Origin of the sequence: Acinetobacter sp. ANC 4862, assembly GCF_004336635.1 — a bacterium.
Lineage (GTDB): Bacteria > Pseudomonadota > Gammaproteobacteria > Pseudomonadales > Moraxellaceae > Acinetobacter.
On sequence record NZ_SJXH01000046.1, the window covers coordinates 1 to 20,613 of the forward strand.

At 39.7% G+C, this 20,613-nt stretch carries 11 protein-coding genes and 4 pseudogenes; 7 read left to right on the plus strand and 8 right to left on the minus strand.

The annotated features are described in order from the left end of the window. Positions 1–200 precede the first annotated feature (200 nt). The gene (locus E0409_RS14880) at positions 201–401 is read right to left on the minus strand and encodes a hypothetical protein (RefSeq protein ID WP_131292112.1); all 201 of its coding nucleotides are present in this window, start codon (positions 399–401) and stop codon (positions 201–203) included. Between the two features lie 589 nt (positions 402–990). On the opposite strand from E0409_RS14880, the gene E0409_RS14890 reads away from it, so the two are divergent. Continuing rightward, a complete protein-coding gene (locus E0409_RS14890; protein WP_131292114.1) occupies positions 991–1,176 on the plus strand; it encodes a helix-turn-helix domain-containing protein in 186 nt (61 codons plus the stop codon). On the opposite strand, the gene E0409_RS14895 is transcribed toward E0409_RS14890, so the two are convergent. From E0409_RS14895 to E0409_RS14905, 3 genes are all read right to left on the minus strand, one after another. Next, complete coding sequence (locus tag E0409_RS14895) at positions 1,173–2,378, minus strand: tyrosine-type recombinase/integrase (RefSeq protein ID WP_131292116.1); 1,206 nt, start codon at positions 2,376–2,378, stop codon at positions 1,173–1,175. The two genes, E0409_RS14890 and E0409_RS14895, sit on opposite strands and share 4 nt — an antisense overlap. Before the next feature lie 152 nt (positions 2,379–2,530). After that, positions 2,531–7,045: a translocation/assembly module TamB domain-containing protein gene (locus E0409_RS14900; RefSeq protein WP_131292118.1), complete on the minus strand. Its 4,515-nt coding sequence runs from the start codon at positions 7,043–7,045 to the stop codon at positions 2,531–2,533. Between the two features lie 22 nt (positions 7,046–7,067). After that, positions 7,068–9,794: an autotransporter assembly complex protein TamA gene (locus E0409_RS14905; RefSeq protein ID WP_131292120.1), complete on the minus strand. Its 2,727-nt coding sequence runs from the start codon at positions 9,792–9,794 to the stop codon at positions 7,068–7,070. Positions 9,795–9,972: 178 nt separating this feature from the next. On the opposite strand from E0409_RS14905, the gene E0409_RS14910 reads away from it, so the two are divergent. Continuing rightward, positions 9,973–11,295, plus strand: coding sequence for an MFS transporter (locus tag E0409_RS14910; RefSeq protein ID WP_131292122.1), 1,323 nt, complete (start codon positions 9,973–9,975; stop codon positions 11,293–11,295). 4 nt (positions 11,296–11,299) lie between these two features. Next, entirely contained in the window at positions 11,300–11,935 is a 636-nt protein-coding gene (gene coq7 / locus E0409_RS14915) for a 2-polyprenyl-3-methyl-6-methoxy-1,4-benzoquinone monooxygenase (RefSeq protein WP_131292124.1), read from the plus strand. A gap of 63 nt (positions 11,936–11,998) precedes the next feature. Here the strand turns inward: coq7 and E0409_RS14920 are convergent, their stop codons facing one another. Both E0409_RS14920 and E0409_RS14930 read right to left on the minus strand, forming a co-directional pair. Next, positions 11,999–12,571 (minus strand): DedA family protein, encoded by a 573-nt coding sequence (locus E0409_RS14920; RefSeq protein WP_131292126.1) that lies wholly within the window; start codon positions 12,569–12,571, stop codon positions 11,999–12,001. 828 nt (positions 12,572–13,399) lie between these two features. Then, positions 13,400–14,725, minus strand: a pseudogene (locus tag E0409_RS14930) (ISNCY family transposase). A gap of 192 nt (positions 14,726–14,917) precedes the next feature. Between E0409_RS14930 and E0409_RS14935 the strand changes: the two are divergent. Further along, a pseudogene (locus E0409_RS14935) lies at positions 14,918–15,117 on the plus strand (hypothetical protein). 109 nt (positions 15,118–15,226) lie between these two features. Here E0409_RS14935 and E0409_RS14940 read toward each other — a convergent pair. After that, positions 15,227–16,609, minus strand: a complete 1,383-nt coding sequence (locus tag E0409_RS14940) for a TIGR00341 family protein (protein ID WP_131292128.1) — start codon at positions 16,607–16,609, stop codon at positions 15,227–15,229. A gap of 258 nt (positions 16,610–16,867) precedes the next feature. Between E0409_RS14940 and mtlD the strand changes: the two genes are divergently transcribed. The 3 genes and pseudogenes from mtlD (at position 16,868) to E0409_RS14955 (ending at position 20,337) form a co-directional block, all read left to right on the plus strand. Next, complete coding sequence (gene mtlD, locus E0409_RS14945; RefSeq protein ID WP_131292130.1) at positions 16,868–19,012, plus strand: bifunctional mannitol-1-phosphate dehydrogenase/phosphatase; 2,145 nt, start codon at positions 16,868–16,870, stop codon at positions 19,010–19,012. Between the two features lie 674 nt (positions 19,013–19,686). Next, positions 19,687–20,042: pseudogene (locus E0409_RS14950) on the plus strand (type II toxin-antitoxin system RelE/ParE family toxin). Beyond that, positions 20,035–20,337 (plus strand): helix-turn-helix domain-containing protein, encoded by a 303-nt coding sequence (locus tag E0409_RS14955; RefSeq protein ID WP_131292132.1) that lies wholly within the window; start codon positions 20,035–20,037, stop codon positions 20,335–20,337. The pseudogene E0409_RS14950 and the gene E0409_RS14955 overlap by 8 nt, the downstream one beginning before the upstream one ends. Positions 20,338–20,423: 86 nt before the next feature. Here the strand turns inward: E0409_RS14955 and E0409_RS14965 are convergent. Next, a pseudogene (locus E0409_RS14965) lies at positions 20,424–20,613 on the minus strand (ISNCY family transposase); the annotation flags it as partial.

Consider the following 20,613-nt stretch of genomic DNA (forward strand, 5'->3'; position numbering starts at 1 on the left):
GACCAGGAATAGGTTTAGTTACAGTGGACTTTTTCCAATTCTGAATCGTCTGTATACAGACGTTAAAATGCTGTGCTGCTTTTCGCACAGACATTTTATCTCTAGCCATAATTTCTATGACTTTGTCTTTAAAATCTTTTGAATATCCCATGCTTCTATTGTTCTATATTTTTGAGTATTTGGCTATATTTGGCTATTAACTATAAATCTGTACTAACAAATACACTTTCAATAAAAGCATCAGCTTCATGATCATCAAGTAATTCAATATTTACGTCCAAATGAATAACTTCAGCACCGGTCTTTTCTTTAAATTCGGCGAATTTTTGAGTAAGAAACTCTTTTATTTCATCTTCAAGGTTAGCTCTTTCGATGCGATATTCTTTTAATGCTTCTTTCACAACCACCACCATAGCTTTTAATTATGCAATTAATTTACCATAAAGATGAAAAAGCCCACACCATGAAACCCAACTAAACATCATAAGAATCGGAGCATAAATATCTCCTTAACTTTAAGTAAAAAAAAGCCTGCGTCTTGGGGAAGACGCAGACTGAAACCAAGAATTAGCTTACTGGAGAATACCTACTATTTTACTAGGTAATTAGCAATATATTCCAATAATAAAAACCCGACAAATGGTCGAGTTTTCATTACCAAATAAATCAACTTAAATGCTTCGGAATATCTTCAACTTTAAACTCTGCATCATATTGAGTTTTAATAACGTTAAATAACTCTAAATAGGGGTGAAAAAAGTTTAGACTTTTTAGGATTTCAAACATTATTTAACCTTTTTATATATTCACAAACACTAAAAATAAAAGCCATCCAAAACTTATAAACCTAGCTGACTTTGAATAACCTTCACGTAAAGTAAACCATGCAAATATATAAGGCATCATAAAAATACCTATGCCTAAAAGAATGGATACCTTCCGCTCAAACTTTGGCATAAATGGCAAGGGTGGCACCTGAGGGAGCAACAATTGTTTCCACAAGAAGACGTGGCTATTTATCTGTCTTGCTCAATTCATACCTTGCAGCGTTTACGTTGTGTCGGTGGTGGTATGCCTTATGCCAAAGTTGGTCGAGCTGTTACTTATAAAAAGTCAGATGTGCTTGCGTACCAAAGTCAGCAAACAGTCATGAATACAGCTCAACTTGCTTCCTAGTCGAAGCAGTTGAGTTTACCCTGATATACGGCTTCAATATCATTCATTGCAAGCCGTAATTTTTTTATAGATACTTGAACATAACCACCAGTCACATCGTTTCTGGCACCTGATTTATGATTAAGTAAGCGCTTAATTGTGTATGGTCCATAGTCCAAGTTATTGCAGATCGTTGCAAAAGTTCTTCGCAAATCATGAAGTGATATTTGAATACCGGTTTGCTCACCTATCGTTCTTAGTAAGCCTTGAGCGCCAGATACATGTTTAGCTGATGAGGCTAAAGCAGAACCTGGAAACACATAATCATTTGCTCTTAATTCATACCGCTGTTTGATGATTTCAAACAAGTGGTCGCCCATTGGCAATAAATGATCATCACCGTTTTTAGGGTCTCTAAAGATAAATAAGCCCTTCTCTATATCTACATTTTCCCACTTTAATGTTTGTGCTTCACTGCGACGACAGCCTGTATACATAATAAACAGCACAAGGTCGCGTGTGGCATTTTTTGAAGCATCTTCATAAAGAGAGCGTTCAGTAAAATAATTTAGTACGGCATTGTAATAAGTATGGATATTGCTTTCGTCTAGATGGCGTGTACGCGGCTTGGTTTTATTCCACCCTCGTTTTGCGGGGATTACATCAACAGGATTATGTTTAAGGATTGGATTTTCATCGGATGAACAATGGATCTGTGCAAATCGCCAGATCGAACCAAACATTTTTAAAGTTAGATTCGCTTGAGTTGGACTGTATTCAGTTAATTGAATAAAGCGCTCAAACACATCTTTTTTTGTGATGTCAAAAATTGGCTTCTCTTTCCAGTCAGATAGAAAAGTATCAAGCGAGTGATTGTATGTAACCACTGAAAGGGGCTTAAGTTTGCGCTGACTAAGATAAAGTTTGAATGCTTGATCTAAAGTCATTATCCCATTAAGTGCATCTTTCTTTTTTTCATAGATACCATTGGAAATATCAGACAAAACAGCCTGAGCTTTTTTTCTTGCTTCAGCCGGTGTGATTTCGTTTGTCTTACCAATCGTCACACGAAAAAGCTTGCCCTCATGGCGACGCTCAACAATATACGATTTACTTTTGGTGGTGACACGTACAGCAAAACCGACCAAATCCGAATCGCGATGGATGGCTTGTCCTTTTTCTGCCAATGCAATAGCATCAACATTAGATTTGTTGAGTTTCATTTCAGGCTTTAATACAAATTCGACACTTGCATTTTAAGCCTGAAATTACTCAACAGTCTACACATAGTCTACACCACGATTTAAAGTGTATATAAATACCAGTAAAATTTTAAAAATAACAATAACTTAGCAAATATTGTATTTTTGTATTGCTAGAACCGCCAGTTATAGAACACATCTATTGCTCGTTCTAAGGATTGGCTTGCTTCCAAATACAATCGCTTGTTCATTTGATAACGCAAAGTCAATTTGTTCACTGGTGTAAATACACCAACACCATAACGAATAAATAGATCTGGCGTAATATAACCCGTCACACTGACTTGGGTATCATCACCTGTTCCTTGAGCATCCAGCGCCAAGCTACTTAAACCAAAAGTACGTCCAATCTGATTGGTTAAGGCACGCGTACCGCCCAATCCCATACTAATACCGGCAGCGGCAATGGTATTATTTACATCGGACTTAAAGCCCTCGGTTTGGCTAATACCACTGGTACCTTCATTAATACGACCAGTGAGTATTGCATTTAACGCTTCCTGCTCAGACAAACCGGCATCGTTATAGACCTGAATATTCGGACTGGTTGCAGTTCCGGTAACCCGCACACCCACCGTACTACCTTGCACGCTCTTATTGGCATCAATATCTAGCGTTGGGTTATATAAAGGACCATTAAAACGTGCAATTGCACGGTTCAAATCCAGGCTTTGTCCATAGGCTTCAATTTTCACCTTTTGACTAACACCAATTGCACCATTGGCACGCATAGCAGTTTCAAGACCACGTTGTGATAAATATAAACGCCCAAGCATTGGAATACGGCTATCAAAACCTTGGAAAATGACTTGATTTCCTAAATCAACCATAACATCTGCACGAATATCCCATGGTCGAGCCGCCCGCAATATAGCGAGCTGATCTTGCCCTGCATGAACAATACGTACATCCGATGACACATTGATCACGGGTGCTGAAGCTTCAGGCATAGAAATTAAGGCACGCGGTACTTCAACCTTACCACTTAAGCTTAATTTTTTCTTGAACGGCAAAACATCCAAGGTTAAATCTGGTGTAATCACAGCGGTAATCAATGGCGCTTGGCGAATCAGTAAGTTTTCACCTTTTAAATGCAGTTGAATACGTGGATCATTTTTCCAATCCACATTACCCGTTAATGCACCTACACCTCGACCACTATTAAATGCCCCGTTAATACTGGCATGATCTTGTCGAATAGATGAATAAACCTGGATATTGCTCAAATTTACAGGCAATGAAATCATGCTAATCGCACCATCTTTGAGGCGCATTTCACCATTAAATAAAGGTTGAGTCAGCGTTCCTGCGATTTTGCCTGCAAAAGATAAGGTTCCTGCGAGTGACCGAACATCTTGAATAAAAGGCTTAAAGACTTTGAGTTGTACCTGATCAAAGGCCACTTCACCATACATTGGCTTGCTGTCTTTATAAGGATCAATAATGACATTGGCATAACCAGTACCAATGTCAGGGGTTTTAACATCTAAACGAACTTGCAAACCTTCTGCCACACTTTTCGCAATAAGGCCAATTTCGTTATAACTTAATGTAGAACCGACATCTTGCGGATCTTCAGCTGCCAAGCCAATCACACCATTACGTGTTACTAGTCTTGCATCAATTTTCGGTTTAGCACCTTGGGCCCATGCCGCTTTTGTGTAGCCATTGACTTTACCGGTAATCGCCAAACCTTCCGGCATAAATGCAGCGAAGTCATTTAAATCGACATTTTGGGTAATAAAGGAAACATTTCCTTTGGTTTTACTGACACGAATCGGTTGATCAAAACACAATTGGCTTTGCTGACTCGACCAGCAATGTGCACCGACAAATAATTCAGATTTTGCAGTACTGTAAATGACGGAGGCATTTTGACGTTGCACTAATCGAGCACGCAAAGAGTCAAAATCACCTTTCTGAATTTGCCCCAGCCAATCATTCTGGGCATTAAAGCCACCCGCCAATTGCACATAAAATTTGGAAATTCTGTTTTCTGCCTGAACTTTTAATATGTGGGCTTTACGAGTACCAGCCAGTGAAATTTCACCTTGCTGAATCTCACGTGCCCCACTACGTAAACTTTCCATTTTCGCTGTCATCAGCGCCGGAGTGATTTCCGAAGTTGGTAACTCACCTTGTACCCGTAATTTTTTAACGCTGAATAAATTATTAAAACCAAAGTTATCGACCGCCAGATTTGCAGTGGCTTGCAAACGTGGCTGTGATTGCACATTTAAATAGCCATAAGCACGACCGCGAAGTCCGCTATAAATTTCGTACAAGGCAGGTGCATTAATTTTTAATCTTAAGTTTTGCGCATTGCCTGTGGCTTGAATCTGGTTTTTTGCATAAGACAGATACAAATTATTGGCTTCAAATTGTTTAGGCAAGAAGCCTTTCTGATTTGAATCAATGACCATCGCCAAATTTCCTGTTCCGCGAACAGGTTTATTATTAATAATTCCGGCTAAATTTAATTTTTCGATATTAATGCGTTTTAAGGTATCTGACCAAACCCCTTCAGTTTTCACGTTACCGGATAATTCACCACTTACAGATGAGACAAAATAATGCGGCTTAAATCGAACCAGGGAGGCATTTACATTCCAGCCAATGCCATTTTTAAGATTGACCAAACCACTGGCAAAAATTTTCCCTGCAATACCTGAATGCTGTAAATCCTCAATTTTAATCAGTTCCGGTGTACCTGAAACTTTAAACTTGAGCAAACCTTCACTGGCCTGAATATTACTTGCATTCAGTGCACCATCATAATTTACGGCAAAACTCTTAAACGCTCCCCCTGATTTCTGATCGTTGAATAAAATGGCTGCGGTACTCCGCCCAGTTAAGCGAACGGTTTCATTGTTGTTTTTCTGTGCCAGACGACCGGTCAAGTTAATGGCATCTAAATGAATAATCTGCTGATTTGGTTTGGCAAAACCATTGGCTTTAACTTGTCCATTCAATAAGTTAACGGGTGCAGCCTCAACCACTGTTTGCGGATTAAAATCTTTGGCATTAACACTGGCATTCCATTTTAATTGACGTTTTTCAGTCGGCAACTCGATTTTTGCAGTTCCGTTTAAGCTGCCTTTGCCAGCCACGTAGCTAAAACTTGGCACATTTAGATTGTTATTTTTAAGATTAAGCTGTGCTTTATATAGGCCTTCGGGCAACACACCCTTATCATGTCTAGAGACAGCCGTTGCGACATGAATATCCTGTTTACCTTCTACCAATGCCAGTTGAACATCACCCGATTTACTGCTTAACCAGCCTACATAGGGTACGGCGCGGTCAATATTTTTCCAGGCAACATTAAGTAGCATCGGATTTGGTTTTTTACCTTTTTGCTCATCTTGATCGAGTTTGAGGTTCCATGTTTCATAACGGTCAAAATCAACCAATCCGGTCAAATGCAGACCTTTTTCAAGGCTACCTTTAGAAGCAATTTTACCATCCAGACTGGGCGGCAGAAAATCTTTTACCACTTGTGGAATCAGTTTGTCTTTAGGATTAATTTTGTCCAGACGACCATTCATATCCCAAGTGACATGGTCTTTCCAGCTCACCACACCTGCGACATTCACGGCGCCACTCATCAGCTGGCCATTTAAATTACTAATATCCAGCTGATGGACTAAATCGGTATGCATACTACCGTTATATTGACCTTGTGGAATATTTTTACCAGTTAAATCCGTCGCAACATCGATATTTAAGCGTTTGATATCACCATTGAATTTAGCCACACCATTTTTAGTAAACAGTTTTTGCTCAGTGATTAATGGCCAGTGATATTTCTTGAACTGCAACTCACCAAACATCGGCACATGTTTACGAACCGGATGTAGCACCACCCAACCAGTTAACAGATCAGGCGTATTGGTTGCCACACCTGCTTGAATGGTATCTAGAGAACCTTTAGCCACCACTTTAATATCATGAATATTCAGGCTTTTATTCAATGACGGTATATTTAAATCACCAATGGCATTTAAAGGATATTTTCCTTCAAACTTCATATCTCCAGTCGCATTTTTGACTGAAAGATAACCCATGTCCATTCGGGAATCTTCAAACTTGAGTTCTGTACCCGACCAAAGTGCATTATTTAAGTGAATATCATTGAATTTGACGCTGGCAGATGAAGTCTTAATCAATAGATGATCAACATCAGCCGTATCTAAGCGCAAAACAAAAGGCAAACGGATTTCATTGAATTTAAACGGTTTATCACTCGGTGGATTTTTGGTGATAATTTGCAGATTACGTACATCGGCACGATTCAAATGAATTTCTTTTTTTAAGATTGCGCGCCAACCCAAAGTCACATCGGCACGATCAATTTTAACGTCCACAGGTTTTAAGTTGACCAGGATATTTTTTAAAATAATGCCGTGTAAAAGATTACCGCTTTCATATTCATAATGAATAATTTTTTGGCTTTGTAAAACACGGTCCAGTAAGAATTTACTGCCTTTATCAGTAGTAAACATCACAGCGAAGGAAGCGATAAGCAGAACCAACACCATGAGCAGTGTAAATAATACACTCCTCAAAATACGACGTTTTTTCGGTCGAGGGGTTTCCGTCTCTGGTTGCTGTTCTACTTCAGCCATAATGCTCTCTAAAACCTAAAATTTATAATTGTGAACCAATAAAGAAATGGATACGGATTGGATGATCGTCATCAGAAATACCTGAAGCGACATCAATACGAATTGGACCAATTGGCGATGCCCAACGAAGCCCCAAACCGACACTATAGGCGGTGGGTGTATTAAAATCTTTGTCGTACGCATTCCCTACATCACTAAATACGGCTGCACGCCAACCTTCTTTAAATTGATAGTTATATTCTAAAGAACCTACAGCTAAAGCTTGTCCGCCAATTTTAAATCCATTTTCTTCAGGCGATAAACTTTTATAATCAAAACCGCGAACAGTCTGGTCACCGCCGGTAAAATAACGCAGGTTATAAGGAACTTTAGTAAAATCTTGTGTAAAGATATAACCTAAATCACCACGCCCCACAAACTGGTGGTTATCATTTTCACCTAATGAATAAATAAATCGCCAACCCGCATTCACAATGGCCATATCCGCATCGGATAATAAAGTTTCACTGCCCAGTTCAACTTTATACGTTTGCATAAAGCCTTTCCCTGGATTGACCCGCTTATCACTGGTGGTACGAGCAACCTCATAACCCAATAATAAGGATTGTTGCTGCTCATTCGAATTCGCTAAAAATGTATCAGGAATTTCTCCAGAATCTACCACGCCATTTTGTGTAAGACGATCTAAACGATAACGCAAACCGACAGTATGTTGCCAACTTCCGCGTGGTCTTTTGATAATTCGATCCACACCCGCGACAGCCGATTCAATCATCAATCCATTGCCTTGTGCAACGTCATCACGTTCTTCACGCTCATAACCGCCCACCAGACTGATATAGTCATTCAGTGGATGCTTATAGGGAATATTATAATGACCGTCAATCGACTGACGAATTTGAGATAACTCTACGTTGGCATCAAATGAATGCCCACGACGGTTTACAATGGCACGGCGATACTGACCACGGACACGTGCACCGGTATCACTACCATAACCGGCACCCAATTCTGCACTATTTAGACGGTCAGCATTTAAGGTCACAATCACAGGGACTTTCTTTTCTTCGCGCGCTTGAGCTTTTAAGCGTTCTTCTTCAGATTGTTTGATTTCCTGCTCTACACGCATTTGACGCAGATTTTGATCGCCTTCTGTATCTGCTTTACCTGCGAATTGTGTCTCATCCACCACTGATTGAGTGACTTCCTTTGAAGAAGCGACCTGCTTTTTGTCCTGAACACTGGCTTCATTTTCTGATATTTTTTGCTGATCGACCAAGGCTTGAATATCTGGTGGAAGTTCTAACTGCTTTTCAATTGGATCGGGGTGTACAGCATCCACCAAGGTGTAATTAAAATAGCGTGAGTTGGTTAAGTTATTGGCTAAACCGTTTACCCGCCAAAAAGTATAATCAGCCCCATCTTCCCATGACACCATACTTTGCAACACATCCAAGTCTATCGGCAAGGGTTTTGAGGGATCACTCATCCGAAATTCAACAGGTCCCAATTTATAACGATCACCTGTTTCATAACGTAAATTGATATCTGCAGTATTTTGCGGTTGGGCAACTTTTACATCATGTAAACGCCAGTATCCATCAAAGTAACCATTATTATTCGCGGCATCATTAATTCGGGTTTTGGTTTGTTCATATAAACCATGGTTGAAAACATCACCGACATCTTGATCCGGTAACACACTGATGACCTGGAACTGTGCCTGTTTTTCACCTGCACCACTAAACTCGACATTCTGTTCTTTGATTTGCACAGGTTCATTCGGCGTTACTCTGACGCGAACACGGTTTTCACTGAGTTTTTCAAATTTAAAGCTCGCATTATAGAAGCCCACTGCCTGTGCTGCCTGATTCGACATGGTTCTTAATTGTGGCAGTGCCGAAGGAAAATCACCAAAGGATTCCTGGGTAAAACTGGAAAGCTTCCCCTTCAGATTGGTTTGGAGATTTTGCAGTGCTTGAGCATAAGCTTTGTTTGAAACATCACTGGTATTTTGAGCTGACGTGAACACGACATCCGCACTAATACGCGCAACTTTCGCAGTATTCAATTGACGTGGTGGCCGTATTTTATAGAGCCAGCGTTTAAAGAAATTTGGTTCTTCAATTTCATCTGCCACACTCAATTCTGGTAATGTTTTTCCTGATTCATTGGCTTCAACCACAATTTTGCTATCGTCTTGAATGCTCGACATCAATTGATCGACATTTACAGGCGCATGATTGATTTCAACCAGTTCTTGCTGTGTTGCATCAGAAACTACAACTTCTGTAACTTGTCCTGCACGATATTGCTGGGCTTGATTTTTTGCATCTTCAGCCTCACGAAAAATTTCATCTGCCATCGCTTGGCTGACTGGCGTGATGGGCAGTTCTTCTAAATCATCAAATTCAATGGGCTTAAATTCTTCAAAATTTTGTCCTGCCTGTTCTTGTTGTTGCAGCATTTGTAAACTGTCAGGTTCAGCTTGTTTTTCTTGAAAGTTTTCAATTTTTTCTATTTCTTCGGTACTACCCACACCTTGTTTAACAGCTTCACTCTTGAGTTGTTGTTCAAATTCTGTTTGAGTGACCGTTGTATCAGGCTGTGCAACTTGTGCAAAACCTTGTTGTGCCAGTAATGTTAAAAAGAGACTTAAACAAAATCGTTTATGTTGATCCTCCCATGCGATGAAGGAATTGACACTTAGTGTAAGAGTCGACTTTTTAAAATTCAGTTTTGAAAGCATAAAGAACTCTAAACTAATATAATATTTGTAATGAAAATGCCCAATAATCGCTTGCTAACAAACTCAAATCTATTGGAATTTTCACTAAAGTATAGGTTTAAAACATAATACATGATTTTTTATAGTGTTTTACCAAATGCTCACATTTCTTAATAAAACTTAATGAAGCCCATAAACCATGGAAAAAAATGAACATCTTTTAGGTACACGCCGGTTTTTACCGATGTTTATCACTCAATTTTTCGGTGCACTGAATGACAATGTATACAAACAATCGTTGTTACTGGTCATTACTTATGGTTGGATCAATCAACAAAGTGCCAGTGTCAGTACACTGAATAATCTTGCGGCCTTATTGTTTATTCTACCCTATTTTATTTTCTCTGCGACAGCCGGACAGATTGCAGATAAGTATGAACGTTCACAACTGGTACGCGGCATTAAAACACTCGAAATTGTGATCATGTTGATTGGCTCTGCTGGCTTTTTACTGGGTCATTTGTGGCTATTGTTAATGGCTTTATTTTTAATGGGGGTACATTCGACCTTCTTTGGGCCAATTAAATACGCTATTTTACCTGAAATTTTAAAGCCAAATGAATTAATGTCCGGAAATGCCTTGTTTCAGTCCGGCACATCCATTGCCATTTTGGTGGGTATGATTTTAGGCGGTGCAGTGATTTCTGCTTCAGACGGTAATCTGTTCTGGATTAGCCTGACGGTGGTCACCATTGCTGTTCTAGGATACATCTCCAGTCGCTTTGTATTAAAGCAAAATGTAACCTCACCTGATATTCAAATTGACTGGAACTTTTTTAGAACAAGTTTTCAGACTTTGAAATATGCCAAAAGCTTGCCGATTGTTTTTCTAATTTTATTGGGTAATTCCTGGTACTGGTTCTATGGGGCAACCTATCTGACCCAGATCCCACAACTCACCCAACAAAATTTGCATGCATCTGAAAATGTCGTCAGTCTGCTTTTAACCTTCTTCTCTGTAGGTATTGGTGTAGGTTCATTATTGTGCCGTAGAATTGGCGGTACAGAGGTTAATTTAAAGATGGTACCGGTTGGTGCAATCGGCCTAACTGTTTTTGCATTTTATCTGGCAGCCAGTTTGGCTTTTGTGCCTGAACGTAGCGGTGAAATGTTGGGTTTAAAAGATGTCTTTACCCAAGGCTGGAGCTATTACCATGTCATGCTTGCCGTAACATTACTCGGCATTAGTGGCGGTTTTTACATCGTCCCTTTATATGCCATGATGCAGGCCTTTTCTCCTCGCTCACATCGTGCGCGTGTGGTGGCTGCAAACAACATCTTAAATGCCGTATTCATGGTATCCTCTGCTATATTTTCCATTATCATCTTAAGTATATTCAAGATTGATATTAAAATACTTTTCAGTATTACAGCTATTCTCAGCGCCATTTTCACTACATGGCTTTTGTTTAAACTCAAGCCGATGCTTGCAGCACATCAACAAGATGCTTTAGAGGATTAATTTTATGCGTCAATATACCGGTATCGACAAATTTATTCATTCGTTTGACCAGGCGCTTCGCAGTTTGGTTCCGGGAACAACCTCTTCACATCGTGAAAATCCCGGCCGTGCTGTGGAAACCCAACTTGGTGTCAGTGAAGCGCGTCATGTTGCGGGTTTAATGCGGGTAAACCATAGTGGTGAAGTATGTGCACAAGCGCTTTATCATGGTCAGGCGCTAACTGCAAAACTACCCAATGTTCGCCGTGAAATGGAACAGGCTGCGATTGAAGAGCAAGATCATTTGGCTTGGTGTGAAGACCGCTTAAAAGAACTGGATAGCCATACCAGTTTGTTAAATCCGGTCTGGTACGGTCTATCATTTGGTATGGGTGCGATTGCTGGAATTGCCGGTGATAAATACAGCTTGGGTTTCGTAGCTGAAACTGAACGTCAAGTGAGCTTGCATTTACAAGACCATATTAAACAGTTGCCTGAACAAGATGAACGTTCGCGTAAAATTTTGGTACAGATGAATGAAGATGAGTTGCATCATAGAGATACAGCATTGAATGCTGGCGGTGTAGATTTACCTGCCCCTGTACGTATTACCATGACGGCAATTTCCAAATTGATGACCAAGACCAGTTACTACATTTAACTGGTTTTTGAATGATTAACCGCCCGCATTATTGCGGGCTTTTTATGCTGTGTGTTTAAATTATTATTTTTGGCGGCAATAAACAAAGATACTGTAAGCAATACGTAATATTAAAATACAAGCGATAACACTTCCTACAATATAAAAATCTTGATGATAAGGTAAAATTTTCTGCCAGAACACATGCAGCCAATGGCTTAGCTGCAAGCCAACACTCACAACCACAAATGCCCAAATAAAACAGGCGACAATATTCACCAGTATATATTTCAATAAAGGATAGCCTTTAATCCCAATCGAAATGGGTAAAATCGTACGCAACCCCCAGGCAAACCGCATTAGAAAAATAGTTAAAACAGGATAATCTTCAATAAATTGGCTTGATTGCTCAAACTTCTGCGCCAATTTTGGCTTTTTTTGAATAAAGTCGATGCCATAGTGCCTACCGATCTGATAATAGATTTGATCAGCTAAAAACCCACCCAACATGGAAACGATAATTAATAACCAGAAATTAAAGACATGCTGATGTACAGCATAGGCTCCCAGCATAAGAACAGTTTCACCTTCAAAGAAGCTGCCAATCAAAATGGCAAAATAACCATAGTGTTGGATGAGATCGGTCCAGTTCATCATTTTTTATATGTCTGATCACAGTTTTACTATGTTCGCCATATCACTATTGATTGCCAAGACAACTCTGGTTGCTTTTTTAAGCATTTATATTTCATCAGTAAAATAAAGTGATTTCTCTGCCTATTTGAAACCCAAGTTACTCAATGCATAGAAATTGTTTCAGACAAATGTCTGGTTCAAATTAGGCACAATCGACAGCGTCAGCTATTATGCAGATGAATCTTTTTATGTGCCTAAAACACTCAATTTAAAATCATCACTGATCACATAATCGATTATATTTAGCATCCGGAAGATCGTTAAGATGGTCTGCAACCTGCATTACACAATAATTGATCAATCATAAAAAAAGCCCAACATCCTGTGGGGCTTTTTCGTATTTGCTGCTTAGGTATAACTCCTGTCGTACCGCACATTCCTTATGTTGTTTTTTATTCTTTTTATTGTTCGGAACATCCTGTTCTCTATGTCCACATCATAGGAAATTACAGTCTGGTCGCCTAGCCGCAAAGAACCGTAATTGTTGTGAGCATATACGTACATGGTCGGCTACAAACTGCCCCCTTTTTATCCGCACCAATTTAGGGGATGTTTTTGATCTGAGAGGATTAATAACTCACAATAAAGCATGAATCTGATTACTTATTAAGCGAATTAATTGGCAAAAGCTATCGAAATTAATTAAAAAAATCCGACTTGTTTCCAAGCCGGGATTCTGCTGATATCTGGAGTTTTTCTTTTATCTTAACTTTTTGATATTACAATATTATTTCAATTGATGTTATTCCCAAGTAGAAATGTCCTACCTAATAACCAAATAGAAATGTCCTATATGGACATTTCCAAGTCAAGCACAGGATTCAGATTTCGTTGTTGAATTGCTGTTTTCTGTGCACGTCTGCTTGGCATCTTTTGAGAACGATTGCGTTTGTTTTGTTGTTCCAGTTCTTCATGCTGTTGTTGGATATGATTCAGAACAGCACCCAACCGTTTATTCTCAACAATCTCTCGCTGGTTGAGCTGACTTAATTTATCGAAGATGCTGTAATTGATCTTCCGGCCTTCATGCATGATGGCTACAGTACCATCCGGGTATTCTAGAAACTCAAGATATTTACCAATCAGCCTCTGGTTTTCTTCTGTACTCTCCAGGAGATATACACATTTATCATAAGTAATGGTCAGGCTATTGGTGACTCTACGTGGCTCTCGCCAGGTAAAAATATCATCTAATTGCTCAGCTGTTTCGGTGGCAGAGCGGTGTAAGTTCTTAGGATTAAAGGCCATCTTTGCAAACTTGAGATTGAACTGCTCAATAAAGCAGGGTAACCACTTATTCGCATCTGCAATCGAACTGATACCTTCCAGGCGCATCTCCTTAATCAGACGGTCCTGAAGGGTTCTGTTGGCCCGTTCCACCCGTCCTTTGGCCTGAGGGGAGTTAGCGAAGATGATATCGATATTGAGGGTACTGAGTACGCGTCCAAACTGGGTAATCTTGCTGTCTTTCTTGCTGCTTTGATTCACCCTAAAGACTGAATGTTTGTCGCTGTAAAACGCTAAAGGCTTACCATGCTGTTCAACATACAAGCGTGTCGAAATCATATAGTCAAAGGCTGATTCTGATTCACAGAAGCGTAAATGCTGCAATTTGCCTGTGGCATCATCGATAAAGACTAGCAGACAGCATTTAGCGGCTCTTCCTTCRAACTAGTCATGGTGTGAGCCATCGATTTGTACCAGTTCACCATAACAATCCCAGTTATATTGAGACTGGTACGGTCGTTTCAGGCGCTTGGAACGAGGAATCCATAAATTGGCTGCAATCATCCAGGAACGCAGGGTTTCCACTGAAATATGGAATCCATGCACGGTGGAGAGCTTTGCATGCGCTAAAGTGGGTCTGAAACCAAGAAGATGCTCAGAAATAATGGAAAGGCATTCAGACTTTACAGCTTCATCATGGCGACGATGACCCGGTTAACCACGACTAGCATGCGCCAAACCTGAAATACCGTCTTGATTGAGCTTCTGCAATAACCGGGTAATTTGACGGGTTGAAAGATCCAAAATTTCAGCAGCACGGACTTGTGTAATACGTTGATCTAGAACATCTTGCAGGATAGCAAGACGTTGTATTTCCTTGTCAGACATAGTGATCAGCATCTCGATTCATATCCAGTCCATTATGTTAAACGGACTCTGATTTAGTGGAAAATTCATTTTAAAAAAAAAGTAAAACTTGCAGAACACTTTCTAATTTGTAATCCTTTCGGCCAAGGGTGTCTAGCTAAGGTAGGTGTTTGTTGTAGTCGGACCGCTATAATGCTGATGACGAGTACCTGTATGTTTAATCTGAAGATTTTTAATCAAATCTCTACGGAGATTTTGACGATAAAAAATGATCTAGAGCTCAACTCTGAGATCCAATTAATAAATATAAAACAGCTCATTCCGAGGACTATAAAAAGGTCATTTTTTTGATTTTTAAGGAGCAAGGTTATTCTTCTTTCGAAATAGGTCAGTTGCTTGAAGGTAAGATTTAAAGATTTATTGCAAGTCCTATTTGGAAAAATATAAAGTTGTTATAAAAAAAGCCCATTCCTACTCTAATGAACCTTTTTTTATGACAACTTATATGTCGCATGACGCAACTTAATTATCTTGATTTACTACGAAATTTAACAGCACAGTATCCGTTTTTGTTCTTACCTTGAACCAGTTTTCTATTCGAACTTTATCTTCACTTGACAGTGGTTCAGATGTTCTTACACTTAGTTGAAGCATTTGTTTTTGATTTACATCAGCTGGTAAATCAACACCCTGTCCAAGAAAAATAGAGGTTACGCTTGGATATTGTGCGCGAAGTTCGGCAAAAATATCATTTGAATTGGCAAATAGAGCATTTTTTATCTTCAGCTCTTGCTGCAACTGTTTTACCTGTTGATCCTTCTGAAGCAGAGCCTCTTGTCCGTTGAGATACAAATCACTCAGTAATCCAGACTTCAAAGCAGTCACATCAACCTTATTATCATTGGTTTGATGAACAATGATTTTAGTACCTTCAAGCTGTGCAACAGCAAGTCGTCTTTCAATGTTCTGCAACGTTGCTTGGCTTAATGGCAAACCGACCAAAGCTAACTCGATCGTACGTGTTTTGCTATCAATTTTTGAACTGGCAACTTGTGTATCTTTGAAGGTAAACTCTTGTGTAATGAATTTATTGACATTCGATTTAAAGACTTCTTCGTTGACTAATTTGGCTCCAAGATACGCACTGGGAATTGCAGTCACAATCGCAATAATCAGCAACGACATCTTCACACGCCTTTCAACTTTCTCATCAGCAAAACTATGTGGCTTTAACCTTAAGATGCGAATACCAATAATGGTAGCCAGGCTAATAAACACACAATTGATGGTATATAAATAAAGTGCTCCACCGACAAAGCTCCACTGTTCGGTAGCAATACCAAATCCTGCGGTACAAACAGGTGGCATCAATGCGGTAGCAATAGCTACCCCCGGGATAACATTGGACTTTTCTTTTCGGGTGACTCCGATGATCCCTGCCAACCCACCAAATAATGCGATGAGCACATCCCAAACTGTTGGGCTAACCCGTGATAAAAGTTCGGATTGTGCATTATCAAGTGGTGATATAGAAAAATACAAGGTGGATACGACCAGACTGATCAGTGTCGCCATTCCCAAGTTAAAGAGAGCCCGTTTAACCAGTTTAAAATCATAAACTGCTACACCCAGCCCTACACCCATAATCGGTCCCATGAGTGGGGAAATCAGCATGGCACCAATCACTACGGCTGTTGAATTAATATTCAATCCGACCGATGCAATAAAAATAGCGAATATCAGAATCCAAGGCGTTGCACCTGAAAGCTCAAGACCATCACGAATACGACGTTCGATCTCTTCATCTTCTGCTTTATCCGCAAGTAAACTGAAGCGATTACGTGCTCGCTTTAATCGGCTCGTAGAAGCAGACGTTGAATCGTGATCGTCGGATTGGTGTGTCAATTTAATTTCCTACTTTTCATTCTCTTTCATGATGACCTGAAACACAGATCATCATCATGATGGTTGCATCACCATACCTTGAAGTATTTGTACAATCCAGCAAAGTAACTTTACTTAGAATTACAAAAAAGTTGAGATTAGTCTCAAAATTGATCAAAAAACAAACAAAATTGTTTCATTTCTTATGATCGTTCCATCATGTTATGCATTTTCCTTATTCTGTATCTGATTGTATTGTTACAGTAAAAGGGATTATAAGTGCTTAAATTTAATAATGATATTATTCATGGGGCAATTTTTGACATGGATGGCACAATGTTTGATACAGAGCGTTTACGTTTCCAAACATTGAAACAGGCCTCTCAGGAATTGATTGGTGTTTCATTCAGCGATGCTTATTTAATGGCCTGTCTGGGGCTTAGTGCAACCAGTGCACACCAACTTGCAAAACAGCAGTATGGCGAAGATATTCCGTATGCTCAGATTCGTAAACGAGCTGATGAACTCGAACTTGAAAGTGTACGAAATTTTGGAGTACCAATCAAAAAAGGGTTAGTTCAGGTACTAGAACGTTTACGTAAATCCGGTTTACGTATGGCGGTTGCGACATCAAGTCGTCGCTTAATTGCTGAAGAATATCTCATCAATGCCAATGTTTATAAATTCTTCGATGTATTAGTGTGTGGTGATGAAGTACAGCAAGGCAAACCTCACCCCGAAATTTTCCTCTCCGCTGCTGAGAAACTCAATTTACCTTCCTCTGAATGTCTGATGTTTGAAGATTCCGAAAATGGCATTACTTCCGCTTATGATGCTGGCGGAGTCACCATCTTGCTGCAAGACATCAAGGAACCTAATTCCAACATGCTGGCCAAAACAGATTACTTTTTTGAAAGTATGTATGACTGCCTGCATCAATTGGATCAACATACACTAAACTTGGAAATGCCAACACTTCAAGAGTCTTTTCCACAAAGTCTGAATCAATTGACCGTTGGCATTCATGGATTTGGTGCAATTGGCGGTGGTTTCATGGCACAGATCATGTCACATTGGGATGGTTATACACGTCCAAAGCAGATCTATGCATCAACCCATAATCCCTTATATCGATCAGCAGTGAATGCTTTTGGCAGTTATTGTATTCGTTATGGACAGTTTTCCTATGATGAACGTATTGAAAACATGAGCATTATTGATGCCGGTAATATTGAACAGATGCAGGAGATGTATATTGCCTCAAGCATGATAGCAGTGTGTTTACCTGAACATGCGCTTGCAAGCGAGGCCAAAACAATTGCCCAAGGTTTGTATGCTCGTTACATTGCCAATGATGAGCACTTGACGAACCCTTTAACCATTCTCATTATCTTAAATAAAATCGGTGCCAAACACTTATTGCTTGAACATGTGCATAGCGCTTTGGTTGAAATTACAGCTCCGGACATTGCTGAGAAAATTTTAGAGCAGCATTATTTCTGTGATACGGTCGTTAACCGGATGGTTTCCAAATTGACCGACCAAAATCTTTACCGTCAGTTGCGTATTAAGTACAACATTTTTAAGCAATACCAACTCGATCACGACCTTGATCATGCTGATATTGAAGATGCTACCCGTTTGAATCCTGAACAGGAAAGGTTAGCTTCCATGTATGTCGAAGAGATGTGCAGTAACTTTAAACCCAGCCATATTTTGCAGACCATGGACTTGATTCTCTTCCATGCAGAAGTGGACATGCCGATTTACGTAGAAAATAACAGTCCCTTGCTAGGCAAAATGCGTCAGATGGTGTTGGTGGATGATATTCGGGAAATTCAGTTGATAAAAAACAGGTTATGGAATGGTGTTCATGCCATGACTACCTGGTATGCAACACGCCTAGGCTACGAAACGATTGGTTTAGCTATGACAGACCCAAAAGTGCGACAGTTTATGGAGGGGCTTCTGGAAGAAGTGAAGGCAGGGCTTACCTTTACCCTCCCACATCGCAAAAATGATCTTAATGATCTGGCAAAAAGCTTTATGAATTCTTGTGTCAATGCCTACAAAGATCCGTGTGAACGTGTCGCACGTGACCCATTAAGGAAACTAGCGGCCTCTGAACGGGTATTTGGATCAATCGCATGTAATATCCAGCATGAAGGTTTACCCTACCAGCACTTAAGCCAAGGTGCGGTATTCGGTTACTGCTACGCTATTGAGCAGAATGCTGTCAGTTATGATGAAGCATTGGAACATCTGGAAATCCAGTTGGCTCAATCTGAATTGAACGAGCAGCATCAGCGGTGCTTACAGCAACATATTGAAATGCACTTAGCCCAACTGCTCCCAGATAAACATAAAATCCACAATTCACAATCCGTTCCAACCCCAAAGCAAGCCGAATATAATCTAACCTGACTGCGCCATCTGGAGATGTACTGGATCCAACCAGAATAGAAGCCTATATTAATGAGGTCAATTATGCTTGGCCTCATTGTTCAAGCATGAATTTAGCAGCACTATCTGAATCCTGTGCATGAATTAGTAGAAATGTCGGTATAGGACATTTCTACTTGGGAATAACATTTTTTAAAATATTATTTATCAAATATTTAAACAAATAAATCCCAAACCAAAAAGATCAAAAAACACACGTTTTAACAACTCGTGTGTTTTATAAGCAAATCTGTAACTTTTAGCCAATAAAATCGACCAAAAAATGCTCATTTTTGGCTTTTTTGTCCGGTTCTCAAGATTTCAGTATATGAAATTATCCCCCAATTTCTGCGGATAAAAAGAGGACGGTTTTTAGTCGGTCTTGTACGTATATGCTCACATCAATCTCGGCCCTTTGCTGCTATCCGGAATACTGGAATTTCCCTATGATAGGTACATCGAGAGCTGGATGCTCCAAATAACAAGAATAAGAAAATCGCACAGGATCTGCAGGGTACGACAGGAGTTATACCAAGCGAATCAAATATAAAAAACCCTGGCAGGATGCCGGGGTTTTTTATTGCTTATAATTTCTCATTTGCAAAGCAAGGATAATCCACTTAAATATAGACTATAATCTATATTTTGGTTATGGTATGTGGACAGTCATTACAACAGATCTGTTTAATGAATGGCTTGAACAGCAAGATGAACCGACACAAGAGAAGGTTTTAGCTGCTTTGGTAGTTCTGCAGCAACAGGGACCGAGCTTAGGACGCCCTTTAGTTGATACCGTCTATGACTCTAAATTTACCAACATGAAAGAGCTTCGTGTTCAACATCGTGGTAAACCACTTCGGGCTTTTTTGCATTTGATCAATTACGTCAGGCCATTGTGCTTTGTATTGGTAATAAAGGCGGTAAAAAGCGATTCTATACAGAGATGCTGGCGATCGCAGACCAACAATATGAACTTCATCTCTCAACATTAGGAGAACAATCTAATGGCTAAAACTTTGCAAGAATTATTAGCTAGTCGCTCTCCAGAGAGCCAAGCGCGTATTCAACAAATGGCTGATGATCTACTTTTAGAAACTCAGCTTCACCTTATTCGAGAAGAGCTAGAAATCTCTCAAAAAGAACTGGCTGAAACCCTTGGCATCAAACAACCATCACTTTCAGCAATCGAAAATCGTGGGAATGACCTTAAGATTTCAACCATGAAAAAGTATGTTGAAGCTATGGGTGGAAAACTCCGTATTGATGTCGAGCTTCCAACAGGAAAACATATAGGATTCAATGTTTAACAATAGAAATGGGAGCTTTTTTCAGCTCCCATTTTTGTGTTATTCCCAAGTAGAAATGTCCTACCTAATAACCAAATAGAAATGTCCTATATGGACATTTCCAAGTCAAGCACAGGATTCAGATTTCGTTGTTGAATTGCTGTTTTCTGTGCACGTCTGCTTGGCATCTTTTGAGAACGATTGCGTTTGTTTTGTTGTTCCAGTTCTTCATGCTGTTGTTGGATATGATTCAGAACAGCACCCAACCGTTTATTCTCAACAATCTCTCGCTGGTTG